Genomic DNA, 15226 nt, shown 5'->3' on the forward strand with positions numbered 1-15226 from the left:
CTCCTCACGTCACCGAACTCAGCCGCACGAACGCTATCGCGACCCGGCCCACCCCCGTACGACGGGTTATCCCCTCCAGTTGCCCCTTCTCCGCCCGTGTGAAGGGGGGAGAAGGGGCGACACGCGGGGATGACCCAACCGGTGTGCGGCGCCGGGCGGAGGTCAGGAGTCTTCGAGGCGGAAGCCGACCTTCATACCGACCTGGTAGTGGTCGATCTGGTTGTCGACGACATGGCCGCGGATCTCGGTGACCTCGAACCAGTCGAGGTGGCGCAGGGTCTCGCCGGCCCGGGCGATGCCGTTGGTGATCGCCTGGTTGATGCCTTCCTTGGAGGTGCCAACGATCTCCGTGACGCGGTAGGTGCGATCGGTCATGCGACATTCCTCTCCATCCTGGCTGCGCGGGGGCGGGCGGCGCGGCGTACCGTTGTTCTTGCTGAGGAGGATAGATGTCGCGACACCGTGAACGGACCGGCGAAACCGTCATTTCGGTGACGAGTGCGCAGCCGGGCCGATCCGAGGACCTGGACAGCCGCATCGTGCGCTACGCGTGGATGATGTCGATCCGGATCGTCTGCTTCGTGCTGGCGGTGGTGACGCCGTCGCCGTGGCGCTGGTTGTTCGTCGTCGGCGCGATCGCGCTGCCGTACTTCGCGGTGGTACTGGCGAACGCTCACCGGTCCTCGACGCAGCCCCCGGCGGAGGCCTACATCGCCCCTTCGCGACCCTCGATCGGGCCGCGTCCGACGGTCGTCGTACCCCAGGACGAGGACCCGCATCAGGACCCCCGGACCGACACCGAAAAGTGATCTCGGCCGGGACTGGAAAACTTGTACTGATCCGTGTCAGAATCTCCCGCGTGCTCTGAAGTTCATGAGTGAAATTCAGGGACTTGATGCGGCGTCGGACGGCTCCCCCCGTGGCTGTCCGACGTCGCTTCATTTTGTCCAGCTATTGATTATTGAGGCATCAGGAATGCAGAGGAATGGCGCCCGCACATGAGTGAAGAAGGCGCACCGGCGGTCTGCTCCGCCAAGGGATGCGGCCGGCCCGCGACCTGGGCGCTGCTGTGGAACAACCCGAAGATCCACACGCCCGACCGGCGCAAGACCTGGCTCGCCTGTGACGAACACAAGGAGAGCTTGTCCGACTTCCTCGCCCGGAGGTCATTCCTGCGCGAGGTCGAGCCATTCACCGGGTGAATGTCGCCTAGCGAAAAACTACATTTCCGGATTGGGCCGGTATGGCGTCATCCGCCGATCGCGGACATCGGCCGCGACGGCTGCAGGAAGCTCGGGTCGTTGATGCCGTGGCCGGGGAGTTTGTTGCGCATCGCGCGCCGCCAGCGGTCGGCCAGCTCGGCGTCGTCCGCACCGTCGCGCAGCGCGGTCCGCAGGTCGGACTCGGTGCGGGCGAAAAGACAGTCCCGGATCTGCCCGTCGGCGGTCAGCCGGACCCGGTCGCAGTCCCCGCAGAACGGCCGGGTGACGGACGCGATGATGCCGACCGTCTGCGGCCCGCCCTCGACGAGGAACGACTCGGCCGGCGCACTCCCCCGCTTCGAGGTGTCGTCAGGCGTCAGGTCGAAGCGGCCGGAAAGCAGCTCGAGAATCTCGTCCGCGGTGATCATGGTCGCCCGGTCCCAGCCGTGCTGCGCGTCGAGCGGCATCTGCTCGATGAACCGCAGTTCGTAACCGTGCTCGAGGCAGAACTCCAGCAATTCCGGCGCTTGCCGGTCATTTGCGCCGCGCATGAGGACCGCGTTCACCTTGACGGGCCTGAGTCCGGCCTCGTGGGCCGCCGCGAGACCCGCGACGACGTCCTTCAGCCGGTCGCGGCGGGTGATCTGCTGGAAGGTGTCGGGCCGAACAGTGTCGAGGCTCACATTCACCCGGTCCAGGCCGGCGTCCTTCAATGCCTGCGCCTGCCGGGCGAGGCCGATCCCATTGGTGGTCAGCGACACCTCGGGACGTGGTGTGAGTTGCGTCGTACGGGCGACGATGCCGACCAGTCCGCGACGCAGCAGTGGTTCGCCGCCGGTGAAGCGGATCTCGTTGACGCCCAGGTGGGTCACGGCGACCGAAACCAGGCGGACAACCTCGTCGTCGGTGAGCAGTTCGGGCTTGGCGAGCCAGTCCAGACCCTCTTCCGGCATGCAGTACGTGCAGCGCAGATTGCAGCGGTCCGTGAGCGACACGCGCAGGTCGGTGGCAAGCCGGCCGTACCGGTCCGCCAGGCCTGTCTGAGTCGCCTCCTGGATCGCCGTCATTACACCAGCGTACGTGCCGCGCGTCGGCGATTTCAGGGCATGGCTTAAGTTCGAGACGTGGGTCGCTTGATGAACGTCCGCTGGATCGCCGCCGCGCTGGGCGTCCTCGTGCTCGCCTTCGTGTGCGTGCAGCTCGGTCGGTGGCAGTTCCATCGCCTCGACGAACGCAAGGCGCGCAACGAGGTGACCCGGAGCAACCTGGCCGCGGCGCCGGCGCCGATCGACCAGATCCTCGGGCCGCCGGGCGTCGTCGGCGACCAGCACGCCTGGCGCACCGCCGTCGTCACCGGGCGGTACGACGCCGCCAAGCAGATCGTTCTCAAGTACCGCAACGTCGACGACCGGCCGGGCTTCGAGATCGTCACCCCGCTGATCCTCGCCGACGGGAAGTCGGTCCTGGTCGACCGCGGGTTCCTGCCGAGGCAGAGCTCGGAGCTGATGCCGCTGAAGGTTCCCCCGGCGCCCGCGGGCGAGGTGACGGTCACCGGCCGCCTGCAGCGCAGCGAACGCGGCGGCCACACGAGCGGCGGCATCCCCGACGACGGCACGGCGCGGCTCATCAACGGGCCCGACTTCGCGAAGGTGCTCGGCCTGAACCTGTACGACGGCTACCTCATGGTGACCAAGCAGGAGCCGGCCAACGATCCGGCGTTCAACGGGTTCCCGGGTCCGGAGATCGACGACGGGCCACACTTCTTCTACGGCCTCCAGTGGTGGTTCTTCGCCCTGCTGGCCGTCGGCGGACTCGTCTACTTCTCCCGACAGGAGGTCCGCGGTGCCAAGAAGCCCGCGCCGAAGCAGCCCGAGGTCGTCGAGCGGCCCGAAGCCCATGCCGGAGCGCCGGATTGAGGACTATGCGCTGATCGGTGACCTGCAGACCGCCGCACTGGTGTCGAAGCAGGGGTCGATCGACTGGTTGTGCTTCCCGCGGTTCGACTCGCCGGCCTGTTTCGCGGCGATGCTCGGGACCGAGGACAACGGGCACTGGCGGATCGCGCCGCAGGACGCGGAGGCGATCAGCAGCCGGCACTACCGCGGCGACACGCTCGTCCTGGAGACCGAGTGGTCGACCTCCAGCGGCACGGTCCGGGTGATCGACTTCATGCCGCCACGGGACCAGGCCCCCGACGTCGTACGCATCGTCGAAGGCGTCAGCGGATCCGTGGAGATGCAGTCCGAGCTGAAGCTGCGGTTCGACTACGGCCACGTCATTCCCTGGGTGCGACGGTCCGACGGGCAGATCGACGCGATCGCCGGACCGGATGCGGTGTCGCTGCGGTCCGATGTCCATCAGTACGGGCGCGACCTCACGACGTACGCGGATTTCCGGATCTCGGAGAACGACCGGGCCTGGTTCGTGCTGACCTGGCATCCGTCGCACCACCCGGTCCCGAAGCCGACCGACGCGCTCGGATCGCTGGAGCCGACCGAGACGTTCTGGACCGAATGGATCGGCCGGAGCCAGAGCTCGACCGACTTCGGCGAGGAGGTCACCCGGTCGGTGCTGACGCTGAAGGCGCTGACCTACGCGCCGTCCGGCGGCATCGTCGCGGCGCCGACCACGTCGCTGCCGGAGACGCTCGGCGGCCGGCGCAACTGGGACTACCGGTACTGCTGGTTGCGCGATGCAACGATGACGCTGGCCGCGATGCTGCGGGCGGGCTACACCGACGAGGCGGAGTCCTGGCGGAACTGGCTGCTGCGCGCGATCGCGGGATCGCCGTCGGACCTGCAGATCATGTACGGCGTGACCGGCGAACGGCGACTGACCGAGTTCGAGGCCGGCTGGCTGCCGGGGTTCGCGGAGTCGGCGCCGGTGCGGATCGGGAACGCGGCCGCCGAGCAGCTGCAGATCGACGTGTTCGGCGAGGTGATGGACGTTCTGGCGCTGGCCCGCGAGCACCAGATCGGGGCGACGGACGAGGCGTGGCAGGTGCAGCGCGGGCTGATGGCTCATCTGGACACCGTGTGGGACCAGCCGGACGAGGGGATCTGGGAGGTCCGCGGCGGCCGGCAGCACTTCACGTACTCGAAGGTGATGGCGTGGGTCGCGTTCGACCGGGCCGCCCGGGCGGTGCAGCGGTTCGGGCTGAAGGGGCCGGCGAAGGAGTGGCGGGCGCGGGCGGACGAGATCCACCGGGCCGTCTGCGAGCAGGCCTTCGATGCGGACCGGAACACGTTCACCCAGGCGTACGGGAGCAAGGCGCTGGATGCCGCCGTACTGCTGATCCCGCAGGTCGGGTTCCTGCCGGCCGACGACCCGCGGGTGGTCGGGACGGTGGAGGCCGTGCAGCGGGAGCTGGCGTCGGAGGGGTTCGTCCGGCGGTACCTGACCGAGCACACCGACGACGGGCTGAACGACGACGAGGGCACGTTCCTGATCTGCTCGTTCTGGCTCGCGGACGCGCTGGCGATGATCGGCCGGGTCGGCGAGGCCAGGGACCTGTACGAACGACTTGTTGCCCTGCGCAACGACGTCGGCCTGCTGGCGGAGGAGTACGACGTCAGCTCGGGCCGGATGCTCGGGAACTTCCCGCAGGCGTTCTCCCATCTCGGCCTGGTCAACACCGCCTGGCATCTGACCACGGCGGAATCGCCGGTGCGGAAGTCGGCGTACTAGTTCCGGCCGAAGTTCTTGCCGGGGGCCACGAACTGTCGAGGTGCGCGACGGAGTGCGGTGGGGCAGGATGGTGATGTGGACCTCGGACTGCGCGATCGCACCTACATCGTCACCGGCGCCAGCGCCGGACTCGGCTTCGCCACGGCGAAAGCCCTTGCTGCCGACGGCGCGCGGCTGGTCATCTCCAGCCGCAACGAGGAGTCGATCTCTCGGGCCGCGGCCGAACTCGGCGAGAACGTCGTCGGGATCCCGGTCGACAACGCCGATCCGGAGAGCGCCGAGCGGCTCGCCGCGACCGCGGTCGCCAAGTGGGGTGCGCTGCACGGCGCCCTGATCAGCGTCGGCGGGCCGAGGCCCGGGACGGCGCTCGACAGCGAAGAGGACGACTGGCGGTCCGCGTTCGAGAGCGTCTTCCTCGGTGGGCTGCGGATCGCTCGCGCCGTCGCCCGGGCCGGTGCGGAGGACACCTCGATCGCCTTCGTGCTGTCGTCGTCGGTGAAGTCCCCGATCAACGGGCTCGCGATCTCGAACGGTCTCCGCCCCGGCCTGGCGATGGTCGCCAAGACCCTGGCCGACGAGCTCGGCCCGAACGGCACCCGGGTCAACGGCCTGATGCCCGGCCGCATCTCCACCGACCGCCTGAAGGAGCTCGACGCCAAGGGCGGCGACCCCGAGGCAACCCGCCGGGCGTCGGAGAAGACGATCCCCCTGCGCCGCTACGGCACGCCCGAGGAGTTCGGCCGGGTCGCCGCCTTCGTCCTCTCCCCCGCCGCCTCCTACCTGACCGGCACCATCATCCCGATCGACGGCGGCGCCCTGCGGACCATCTAGACCATGTAACGACTTCTCCCGTGCCTGCGATGTGGCAGGCACGGGAAAAGCACCGTGCAGGGGGATGAGATGCAGGCAGAGACCAGTTCCGTCGAGGTGGACTTCCACAGCTTCGCCAAGCCAGGCACAGACGTCGCACAACTCGCGTACGAAGTGATCCACCACACCGGGTGGCGGATCCAGATCTTCGGCGACCAACAGGCGGGGCCTCAGGCTCGGCTCAGCCTCCCGCAGGATGATCTGTTGGCGAATGTCAGTCATCTGGTTGCACTGCTGGCGCTCGCAGGTGACGTATCTCCCCAAACAGTGCTCGGCGAGATCCGGACGAAGGTCAGTGCGCTCGGATACGACGTGAAACGCCAACCCAGCAAATGGCGCTGAGGCTGCCGACCTACACTCCTGCGATCAGCCCCACTGGCCCGGGACGTAGTCGCCGGCGGGCTGTTGGGTCATGACGTTCAGGCGGTTCCAGGTGTTGATGCCGGCGATGGCGCCGACGAGTGCGGCCAGCTGGTTCTCGTCGTAGTACTTGGTCGCGTTCAGCCAGACGTCGTCGGGGACGCCGCCGGCGGCGTCGGCGATCCGGGTGCCGGCCTCGGTCAGCGCCAGCGCGGCACGCTCCGCATCGGTGTAGACGGTGGCCTCGCGCCACGTCGCGACCAGATTGATCCGGACCGCGGTCTCGCCGTGGTGTGCGGCGTCCTTCGAGTGCATGTCGACGCAGACGGCGCAGCCGTTGATCTGGCTGGCGCGCAACTCGACCAGCTCGAGTGTCGTCAGCGGCACACCGGCGTCCAGCGCGACCCGGGCGGCCGCATTGAGGTGCTTGATGAACTTGCCGAGCACCGGGTTGGTGAACAGGTTCAGACGGGCGTCCATAGTGGTGTTTCTCCTTACGGATGAACTCTTTGACACCACCACGACGAGACAGCCCCACCAAGTGTCAGTCCGGGGCGATCCGGTTGCCCTGCTCGTCCCAGTGCTCGGCGACCTTCTTGCTCGGCTGGACGCGCGGCGGCTCCCCCGGCATCTTCGGGTAGTCGGGCGGGAAGTTCAGCTCTCCGCCGGGCAGCTCCTCCCACAGGCGCAGCAGCGGATCCAGCGCGTACGCCGTGTCGTCCATGTCCGCCCACGGATCACCGTCGGTCAGGTACTCCGGAACCGTGTGCAGGTTGAACGCCCGCGGATCGTCGACCTCGGCCAGCCGCTCCCAGGTCATCGGCGTGCTGACCGGGGCACCGGGCCGCGGCCGCAGCGACCAGGCGCCCGCGACCGTGCGGTCCCGGAGGTTCTGGTTGAAGTCCAGGAAGATCGCGTCCTCGCGGCGCTGCTCCTTCCACCAGGCCGTGGTCACACCGTCGTCGCGGCGCTCGAGCTCGCGGCCGAGGCCGATGGCGGCGTGCCGGACCTCGTCGAAGGTCCACTCCGGCCGGATCCGCACGTAGATGTGGATCCCCCGGTTGCCGCTGGTCTTCGGATACCCGCGAAGGCCCAGCTCCTCGAGGAGTTCACGGGCGACGCCGGCCACGCGCCGGGCATCGGTGAAGGTCGCGCCGGGCTGCGGATCGAGGTCGATGCGCAGCTCGTCGGGGTGGTCCAGGTCGGTCTTGCGGACCGCCCACGGATGGAAGACCAGCGTGCCCATCTGGGCGGCCCACACCGCGGCGGCCGGCTCGGTCAGGCACAGCTCGTCGATCGGGCGGTCGTTCGGCGTCAGCACCCGGCAGGTCTCGAGCCAGTCGGGGGCGCCCTTCGGGAGGCGCTTCGAGTAGAAGCCGTCGCCCGTCTGCCGACCGACCGCGTCCACCGACAGCGTCATACCTTCGCGCCACCCACCCGGCCAGCGCTCCAGCGCGACCGGACGGTCGCCCGAGGCTCGCATGAACGCCGGAGCCACCTCGATGAAGTATTCGCAGACCTGGAGCTTGGTGACCTCCGCAGCCCACTCGGTCGCCTCGTAGACCACCCGCTCGGGGCTGGAAACCCGGACCTCACGGTCTCCCACGGTGACCATCACCGGTGTGCTCTTCGCCATGCGGTGACGCTATCGCCCCACACCGACCAAAACCCGGAATTCCCCATCAGCTTGCGGGAAAGCCAACTTTTCCCGACCTCTGGCCACGGTAGGTGACCGAGCGGTAACGTTCCTGCACCTCGTTCCTGGGGCGTGAGGCCCCCGGGACACCTGACAAGGAGCGCGAGGATGAACAGATCCGCCCTGTTCGCCGCTGCCACCGCAGTGGTGACCACGACCGCCCTCGGACTGACCAGCGCCACCGCGGCAACGGGTATGGCAGCCGGCGCACCGAAGGCTCCCCCTGTCCCCACCCCCGCCGCGGCCGTCGCCGACGCCAAGGCAGCGATCGCCGGCAACCTGACCGCGCTGCGGGCCACCACGGCCGACGCGTTCGTGGTCAAGGACGTCATCGTCGACCCCGACGGCTCCAGCCACGTCCGGATGGACCGCACGATCGGCGGCCTCCCGGTGCTCGGCGGCGACGTCGTCGTACACCAGACCAAGGACGGCGCCTTCAAGGGCGCCAGCCTGACGCTGAGCAGGAGCGCGAACGTCGGCCGTACGCCGAAGGTCAGCATCGCCGCCGCGACGGCGAAGGCACTCACCAAGGGCCTGAAGGCCGAGGGCAGACCCAGCCTGGTGATCGAGGCCCGCAAGGGCGCGCCGCGGCTGGCCTACCTCGTCATCACCGGCGGCACCCAGGCTGACGGTACGCCGAGCCGCATCACCACGACGGTCGACGCCCTGACCGGCGCGAAGCTGATCAGCGAGCAGCACATCGAGACGGCGACCGGTGACGGCAAGAGCCTGTACTCCGGGACCGTGCCGTTGCAGACCACCGCGGTCACCGGCGGCTTCACACTGACCGACGCGACCCGTGGCAACGGATTCACCGCCGACGCGAACAACAAGACCGACTCGATCCTCTGCCAGATCCTCCAGCTCGGTTGCCCGACGCCGACGAAGTTCACCGACGCCGACAACCACTGGGGCACCGGCACCAACGCCGACCGGGCGTCGGCCGCCGTCGACGCGCACTACGGCGCCGCGACCACGTTCGACTACTACAAGAACGTGCACGGCCGGAACGGCATCTTCGGCGACGGCAAGGGCGTCCCGAGCCGCGTGCACTACGGCACCAGCTACGTCAACGCGTTCTGGGACGGCAAGCAGATGACGTACGGCGACGGCGACAACGTGGCCGCGGGGCCGCTGGTCTCGATCGACGTGGCCGGCCACGAGATGTCCCACGGTGTCACCGAGCACACCGCGGCGCTGACGTACTCCGGTGAGTCCGGCGGCCTGAACGAGGCGACCAGCGACATCTTCGGCACCCTGGTCGAGTTCTACTCCAACAACACCTCCGACCCCGGTGACTACTACATCGGCGAGGAGATCATGAAGGACCGCCCGGCCCTGCGGTACATGGACAAGCCGAGCCGGGACGGCACGTCGCCGGACTGCTACACCTCCGACGTCGGCAACCTGGACGTGCACTACTCGTCGGCGATCGCGAACCACTTCGCCTACCTGCTCGCCGAGGGCACGGGCGCCAAGACGATCGGCGGTCTGCCGCACAACTCGCCGACCTGCAACGGTTCGACGATCACGGGTCTCGGCCACGACAAGCTCGGCAAGATCTGGTACCGCGCGCTGACGACGTACATGACCAGCGGAACGACGTACGCCCAGGCCCGGACCGCAACGCTGAACGCGGCCACCGACCTGTACGGCGCCAGCAGCAACGAACGCGCCACCGTCGCCGCGGCCTGGTCCGCGGTCGCCGTCAACTGATCGCCTGAGTTTCGCCGGTCCCTGTCCCACTGGGGCGGACAGGGACCGGCGAACAAACGCTTTACGCATTGCCACCCGGTTTGGGCGGACCTACCGTCACAGCATGGGTGGGGAACCCGGGGGAGAGTACGGACGGCGTGAGGCCAAACTACGTGCGGCCAGGCCGTTACTGCTCGTCGTCGACGCTGACCCGGAGCGTCTGGAGCGATGTGAAGCCGAGCTGCAGCGAGGCTTCGGATCCGACTACCGAGTGCGCGGCGAGCTCACCACGGCGGCCGCGCTGAACTGTCTGCAGATCGCGCACGACCTGCAGCACCGCGTCGCCGTCGTGATGGTCGACCGCGCCCTGCCCGACGACGAGCGCAGCCAGATCCTGGCCGCGGCGCGGACACAGCATCCGGACGCGCGGCGCGCGCTGCTGATCGAGTGGGGTGCCTGGCGGGACCGGAGTACGGCGTCGGCGATCCTGTCCGCGATGTCGGTCGGCGACATCAACTACTACGTACTCAAGCCGTGGACCACCCAGGACGAGCTGTTCCACCGCACGATCGCCGAGTTCATCCAGGAGTGGTCGCGGTTCGAGGTGACGAACCTGCGCGAGGTGGTCGTACTCGCGTCCGAGCGCTCGGTCCGCGCCCAGGAGATCCGCAGCATGCTGACGCGGAACGGGATCCCGAACGCGTTCCGGGCGACCGCCTCGGTGCAGGCCGACGCCGTACTCGAATGGCTCGGTGAACCGGATCCGGGCGACGGCGTACTCGTGTGGATGTCGGCCGTCGGTGGTGCTCTGCTGCGCGATCCGACCGATGTGGAGATCGCCGAGGCATGGGGCGTGTCCACGTCGCTGGCCGACGAGGACACGGCGTTCGACCTGCTCGTGATCGGCGCCGGACCGGGCGGTCTGGCGGCCGCGGTGTACGCGTCCTCCGAGGGACTCCGCACGCTTGTCGTGGAGCGGGAGGCGATCGGCGGCCAGGCGGGCACGAGCTCGCTGATCCGCAACTATCTGGGCTTCTCGCGCGGGGTCCGGGGCTCGGAGCTGGCTCAGCGCGGGTACCAGCAGGCGTGGGTCTTCGGTGCGCACTTCACGCTGATGCGATCGGTCGTCCGGCTGGAGAAGCAGGATGGTCACTTCGTCGCCGAGATCGGTGACGTGGGCGAGGTGACAGCGCGTGCTGTGGTGCTCGCGAGCGGCGTGGCCTACCGCCGGCTCGGCGTACCGGCGCTGGAAGAGCTGATGGGGCGAGGGGTGTACTACGGCGCGAGCGTGTCCGAGGCGCACGGCTTGATGGACCGCGACGCGGTAGTGGTCGGCGGCGGGAACTCGGCCGGGCAGGCTGTGCTGCACCTGGCTCGGTACTGCCGGCTCGTCACGCTGGTGATCCGGGGCAAGGACCTGTCCGCAACCATGTCGCAGTACTTGATCGACGCCATCGATGCCGCCCCCAACGTGACGCTGCAGACGTCCCGGGAGGTCGTCGACGGCGGCGGCGACGGGCAGCTGCAATGGATCACGTTGCGCGAGCGCACAACGGACGCCGAGGAGCGGCTGAACGCAGACGGGCTGTTCGTGATGATCGGCGCCGTACCGGGGACGGAGTGGCTGCCGGACATCGTCGCCCGGGAGCAGCATGGCTTCGTACTGACCGGGTCGGACGCGGCGGCTGACCCGGCGTGGACGGAGGACCGGCCGCCGCAACCGTACGAGACGACCCTGCCGGGGCTCTTCGCGATCGGGGACGTTCGCAGCGGTTCGGTGAAGCGGGTGGCCTCCGCGGTGGGCGAAGGGTCGGTGGTGGTTTCGCAGATCCACGCCCATCTCAAGGTTTCATCGGATGCTTGAACGCAAGTTCGTCTACACGCCTGCGATGGTCGGCCTGACCTCGCTGGTGCTGCTGGTACCGCTTGTGGGCTTGGTCCTGCTGCTGCGCGAACCGCAACTCGACGTGCACTGGGAGCACCATCCCACCCACTTCTGGCTCGTACTGCTCACGGCCACGCTGAGCGCCGTACTCGCGTACTCGACCGGCGCGGCGGCCATACGGCGAGGTGACGCGCGCGTCCTGTTCGTCTCACTGGCGTTTCTCTCCGCGGCGGGCTTCCTCGGATTGCACGCCTTGGCGACGCCCAAGGTCATGCTGGACACGCCGAACGCCGGATTCACCCTCGCGACACCGGTCGGGGTCGCATTGGCATCGGTGTTCGCGTTCCTGTCCAGCCTGACGGTTTCCGGCATCGCGTGGGGACGGAGGTTGCGGGTCGCTCTGCTCGCGCTGATGGCCCTGTGGGCTCTAGCCTCCGTGCTCAAGCTGCCGCCGTTGCACATGACGTCCGTACCGGAGTCCGCCGACGGCATCCTGACCCTGCTCGCCGTACCGGCCGTGCTGCTGTACGGCGTCGCGGCGGGCCGCTACCTGCGGACGTGGTGGGCCCGGCCGTCGTTGATGCTGCTGTCGATCATCTGCGCGTTCGTGCTGCTCGGCGAGGCGATGATCGCGCTGGTGTTCGCGCGGAACTGGGCGCTGTCGTGGTGGGAGTGGCACGCGCTGATGCTGGCCGCGTTCGTGCTCGTCGTGGCCGGCGTGCGGATCCAGTGGTACGAGGAGCGGTTCGCCGACCTCTACCAGGCCGACACCGTCTCGGGGCGGCGCGAACTGAGCGTGCTCTTCGCGGATCTCGAAGGGTTCACGACGTTCTCCGAGAAGCACGATCCGGCCGAGGTCACGACGATGCTCAACACGTACTTCGAGGTCGTCGTACCGCAGGTGGTACGACGGCACGGTGGCGTCGTCGACCGGATCATCGGGGACGCGCTGATGGTCACGTTCAACAAGCGCGGTGACCAGCCGGACCACGCCCGCCTGGCCGCCGCGGCGGGGCTGGCGCTGCAGGCGGCCGCGACCGCTGTCCAGGCCTCCCACCCGAACTGGCCGAAGTTCCGGGTCGGGATCAACACCGGCATCGCATCGGTGAGCCTGCTGGGCACCGAGGGCGGCCGGACGCACACGGTGATCGGCGACACGGTGAACGTCGCGTCGAGGATCGAGGGCAAGGCGCCGAGCGGGACCGTCGCGATCGGGCCGGCGACGAAGGCGCTGCTGCCGCGGGCGCGTACCGAGTCGCTCGGGCTGCTGAGCCTGAAGGGCAAGGACGAGCCGGTGGAGGTCTACCGGCTGGTCGCACTGGGCGAATGATCACCCGTGTGTTCGGGGTACGCACCGGGAGTTCACGTGTTGGACCTTGGAACGCACACGTGCCGGTGTGAGAATCCGGGCCATGTCTGCCCTGAAACCCCGATCGCGACGCCGCCTGGGCGCCCTCGCGGTCACGACCAGTCTTCTCGCCTCCGGGCTGGCGGTGGCGATCGTCGCCGCGCCCGCGCAGGCCGCTTCGACCGATGTGGTCGTCACCGAGGTCTACGGCGGCGGCGGCAACAGCGGCGCGCCGTACACGAACGACTTCGTCGAGCTGACCAACAACGGCGCGGCCGCGATCGACGTCAGCGGCTGGTCGGTCCAGTACGCCTCGGCGACCGGTAGCTCGTGGCAGGTCACCAAGCTGACGGGCAGCATCACCCCGGGAGCGGCGTACCTGGTCCAGGAGGGCGGCGGAGCGAACGGTCAGCCGATGCCGACTCCGAACGTGACCGGCACGATTCCGATGTCCGCGACGGCCGGCAAGGTCGCACTGGTCACCAACCAGACCGCGCTGGCCTGCGGGGCGACCTGCCACGCGGACGCGAGCGTGAAGGACTACGTCGGCTACGGCACCGCGGGCGACTCCGAGACGGCGCCCGCGCCAGGCTTGTCGAACACCACCTCCGCGTCGCGGGTCGACCCGAAGCAGGACACCGACAACAATAGCGCCGACTTCACCGCGGGCAACCCGTCGCCGGGCACACTGACCGGTGGGCCGGCCGAGCCGCCGGTGGACGCCAAGATCCACGACATCCAGGGCGCCGCGCACCGCTCGCCGCTGGAGGGCAAGCGGGTCAGCAACGTCACCGGCGTGGTCACCGCCAAGGGCACCAACGGGTTCTGGTTCCAGGACCCGCAGCCGGACGACAACCCGGCCACCAGCGAAGGTGTGTTCGTCTTCACCAGCTCCGCGCCGACCGTTTCCGTCGGTGACGCCTTGACGGTCGAGGCCTCGGTCGCCGAGTTCCGCCCGGGCGGCTCCGGCGGTACGACCAACCTGACCACGACCGAGCTGACCAACGCGAAGATCACCGTCACCGGGACGGCCGCCGTGCCGGCGCCGACGATCGTCGGTCCGGGCGGGCGCGTGCCGCCGTCGACCGTGATCGACGACGACTCGGCCGGCGACGTGGAGACGACGAGTACGGCGTTCGACCCGGCCAACGACGGCCTGGACTTCTGGGAGTCCATGGAGGGCATGTGGCTGGGCATCAACCAGCCGCAGGTCACCGGTCCGACCAGCTCGTTCCGCGAGCTGTCCGTCGTACCGGCCGGATCCGGCGTGCGGACCGTCCGCGGCGGGATCCTGCTGCAGAAGACGGACAGCAACCCGGAGCGGGTGCTGCTGGACGACGTACTGGCACCGATCCCGGACGCGAAGACCGGTGACAAGCTGGCCGGGGTCGTGACGGGTGTTCTGGACTACTCGTTCGGCAACTTCAAGTTCCAGCCGACCGTCACGCCGACCGTGATCGACGGTGGCGTCAAGCGTGAGGTCACGCAGAAGTCCTCGCCGCTGCAGGTGTCGGTGGCGACGTTCAACGTGGAGAACCTGGACCCGTCCGACGGCCCGGCCAAGTTCGACGGGCTGGCGCAGGCGGTCGTGCACAACCTCGCCTCGCCGGACATCCTCGGGCTCGAGGAGGTCCAGGACAACGACGGCGCGGTCAACTCGGGTACGACGGCGGCCGATGTCACCCTGAACACCCTGGCCGCGGCGATCGTGAACGCGGGCGGACCGAAGTACACCTGGCGCGAGATCGACCCGGTCAACAACGCCGAGGGCGGCGAGCCGGGCGGCAACATCCGGGTCGCCTTCATGTACCGGGCGGACAAGCCGGTCAAGTTCGTCGACCGCGCGGGCGGCGGCTCGACGGTGGCGACGACGATCACCACCGACCGGTTCGGCCGCCCGCACCTGAGTTCGTCGCCGGGCCGCGTCGACCCGGCCAACCCGGCCTGGGCCGACACCCGGGTCCCGCTGGCCGGCGAGTTCACCTGGCACGGGCAGTCGCTGTTCGTGGTGGTCAACCACTTCAGCTCCAAGGGCGGCGACGACCCGCTCTGGGGCCGGTTCCAGCCGCCGGTGCAGTCCAGCGCGCCGAAGCGTCACCAGCAGGCCGAGGCGGTGCGCGGGTTCGTCGACCAGATCCTGGCCAAGGACAAGGGCGCGAACGTGGTCGTGCTCGGTGACCTGAACGACTTCGACTGGTCGCAGACCGCGGACATCCTGGTCGGCGCGGGCAAGACCGCGCTGGTCGACCTGCCGCGGACGCTGCCGCTGAAGGAGCGGTACAGCTACGTGTTCGAGGGCAACAGCCAGATCCTGGACCAGATCCTGATCTCGCAGAACCTGCGCCCGGCCTCGTCGTACGACGTGATCCACATGAACGCGGAGTTCCCGGACCAGATCTCCGACCACGATCCGCAGGTCGTGAAGCTGATCCCGCTGCCGTCCTGGGTGCGGTAACCCTGGGTTTCGGCAGTCTTACGCCGGT

At 68.9% G+C, this 15226-nt stretch carries 14 protein-coding genes; 10 read left to right on the plus strand and 4 right to left on the minus strand.

What is annotated here, in order from left to right; translation table 11 throughout:
* Positions 1-162: 162 nt before the first annotated feature.
* A complete protein-coding gene (locus tag ACIA58_RS11295; protein ID WP_130450393.1) occupies positions 163-375 on the minus strand; it encodes a dodecin in 213 nt (70 codons plus the stop codon).
* A gap of 74 nt (positions 376-449) precedes the next feature.
* On the opposite strand from ACIA58_RS11295, the gene ACIA58_RS11300 reads away from it, so the two are divergent.
* Entirely contained in the window at positions 450-809 is a 360-nt protein-coding gene (locus tag ACIA58_RS11300; protein WP_396403511.1) for a DUF3099 domain-containing protein, read from the plus strand.
* Positions 810-998: 189 nt separating this feature from the next.
* Positions 999-1202: a hypothetical protein gene (locus tag ACIA58_RS11305; RefSeq protein WP_396403512.1), complete on the plus strand. Its 204-nt coding sequence runs from the start codon at positions 999-1001 to the stop codon at positions 1200-1202.
* A 47-nt stretch (positions 1203-1249) separates the two neighbouring features.
* On the opposite strand, the gene moaA is transcribed toward ACIA58_RS11305, so the two are convergent.
* Complete coding sequence (gene moaA, locus ACIA58_RS11310) at positions 1250-2269, minus strand: GTP 3',8-cyclase MoaA (RefSeq protein WP_396403513.1); 1020 nt, start codon at positions 2267-2269, stop codon at positions 1250-1252.
* Positions 2270-2326: 57 nt separating this feature from the next.
* On the opposite strand from moaA, the gene ACIA58_RS11315 reads away from it, so the two are divergent.
* The 4 genes from ACIA58_RS11315 to ACIA58_RS11330 all read left to right on the plus strand — a co-directional run bounded on the left by ACIA58_RS11315 (position 2327) and on the right by ACIA58_RS11330 (position 6101).
* A complete protein-coding gene (locus tag ACIA58_RS11315) occupies positions 2327-3118 on the plus strand; it encodes an SURF1 family protein (RefSeq protein ID WP_396403514.1) in 792 nt (263 codons plus the stop codon).
* Positions 3099-4889 carry a glycoside hydrolase family 15 protein gene (locus tag ACIA58_RS11320; RefSeq protein ID WP_396403515.1) on the plus strand — a complete coding sequence of 597 codons (1791 nt, stop codon included), beginning with the start codon at positions 3099-3101 and terminating at the stop codon, positions 4887-4889. Before ACIA58_RS11315 ends, ACIA58_RS11320 begins: the two co-directional genes overlap by 20 nt.
* A 75-nt stretch (positions 4890-4964) precedes the next feature.
* Positions 4965-5720, plus strand: coding sequence for an SDR family oxidoreductase (locus ACIA58_RS11325; RefSeq protein WP_396403516.1), 756 nt, complete (start codon positions 4965-4967; stop codon positions 5718-5720).
* Between the two features lie 69 nt (positions 5721-5789).
* Complete coding sequence (locus ACIA58_RS11330) at positions 5790-6101, plus strand: hypothetical protein (RefSeq protein WP_396403517.1); 312 nt, start codon at positions 5790-5792, stop codon at positions 6099-6101.
* A 24-nt stretch (positions 6102-6125) separates the two neighbouring features.
* Here ACIA58_RS11330 and ACIA58_RS11335 read toward each other — a convergent pair whose 3' ends face one another.
* A complete protein-coding gene (locus ACIA58_RS11335) occupies positions 6126-6599 on the minus strand; it encodes a carboxymuconolactone decarboxylase family protein (RefSeq protein ID WP_130450403.1) in 474 nt (157 codons plus the stop codon).
* Positions 6600-6663: 64 nt separating this feature from the next.
* Entirely contained in the window at positions 6664-7755 is a 1092-nt protein-coding gene (locus tag ACIA58_RS11340) for a DNA polymerase domain-containing protein (protein ID WP_396403518.1), read from the minus strand.
* A gap of 168 nt (positions 7756-7923) precedes the next feature.
* Between ACIA58_RS11340 and ACIA58_RS11345 the strand changes: the two genes are divergently transcribed.
* The 4 genes from ACIA58_RS11345 to ACIA58_RS11360 all read left to right on the plus strand — a co-directional run bounded on the left by ACIA58_RS11345 (position 7924) and on the right by ACIA58_RS11360 (position 15198).
* The gene (locus ACIA58_RS11345) at positions 7924-9531 is read left to right on the plus strand and encodes a M4 family metallopeptidase (RefSeq protein WP_396403519.1); all 1608 of its coding nucleotides are present in this window, start codon (positions 7924-7926) and stop codon (positions 9529-9531) included.
* Positions 9532-9634: 103 nt separating this feature from the next.
* On the plus strand, positions 9635-11374 hold the full coding sequence (locus tag ACIA58_RS11350; RefSeq protein ID WP_396403520.1) for an FAD-dependent oxidoreductase: 1740 nt from the start codon (positions 9635-9637) through the stop codon (positions 11372-11374).
* Complete coding sequence (locus tag ACIA58_RS11355; protein WP_396403521.1) at positions 11367-12725, plus strand: adenylate/guanylate cyclase domain-containing protein; 1359 nt, start codon at positions 11367-11369, stop codon at positions 12723-12725. Before ACIA58_RS11350 ends, ACIA58_RS11355 begins: the two co-directional genes overlap by 8 nt.
* 82 nt (positions 12726-12807) lie before the next feature.
* Positions 12808-15198: a lamin tail domain-containing protein gene (locus ACIA58_RS11360; RefSeq protein WP_396403522.1), complete on the plus strand. Its 2391-nt coding sequence runs from the start codon at positions 12808-12810 to the stop codon at positions 15196-15198.
* Positions 15199-15226: the final 28 nt, after the last annotated feature.

Source organism: Kribbella sp. NPDC051586, from assembly GCF_044453965.1.
In the GTDB taxonomy this organism is placed as follows: domain Bacteria; phylum Actinomycetota; class Actinomycetes; order Propionibacteriales; family Kribbellaceae; genus Kribbella.

Coding starts and splice junctions, on each gene's coding strand:
- ACIA58_RS11320 (WP_396403515.1), top strand. CDS start 3,099: ATGCCGGAGCGCCGGATTGAGGACTATGCGCTGATCGGTGACCTGCAG.
- ACIA58_RS11345 (WP_396403519.1), top strand. CDS start 7,924: ATGAACAGATCCGCCCTGTTCGCCGCTGCCACCGCAGTGGTGACCACG.
- ACIA58_RS11295 (WP_130450393.1), bottom strand. CDS start 375: ATGACCGATCGCACCTACCGCGTCACGGAGATCGTTGGCACCTCCAAG.
- ACIA58_RS11340 (WP_396403518.1), bottom strand. CDS start 7,755: ATGGCGAAGAGCACACCGGTGATGGTCACCGTGGGAGACCGTGAGGTC.
- ACIA58_RS11330 (WP_396403517.1), top strand. CDS start 5,790: ATGCAGGCAGAGACCAGTTCCGTCGAGGTGGACTTCCACAGCTTCGCC.
- ACIA58_RS11355 (WP_396403521.1), top strand. CDS start 11,367: ATGCTTGAACGCAAGTTCGTCTACACGCCTGCGATGGTCGGCCTGACC.
- ACIA58_RS11300 (WP_396403511.1), top strand. CDS start 450: ATGTCGCGACACCGTGAACGGACCGGCGAAACCGTCATTTCGGTGACG.
- moaA (WP_396403513.1), bottom strand. CDS start 2,269: ATGACGGCGATCCAGGAGGCGACTCAGACAGGCCTGGCGGACCGGTAC.
- ACIA58_RS11360 (WP_396403522.1), top strand. CDS start 12,808: ATGTCTGCCCTGAAACCCCGATCGCGACGCCGCCTGGGCGCCCTCGCG.
- ACIA58_RS11350 (WP_396403520.1), top strand. CDS start 9,635: ATGGGTGGGGAACCCGGGGGAGAGTACGGACGGCGTGAGGCCAAACTA.
- ACIA58_RS11335 (WP_130450403.1), bottom strand. CDS start 6,599: ATGGACGCCCGTCTGAACCTGTTCACCAACCCGGTGCTCGGCAAGTTC.
- ACIA58_RS11305 (WP_396403512.1), top strand. CDS start 999: ATGAGTGAAGAAGGCGCACCGGCGGTCTGCTCCGCCAAGGGATGCGGC.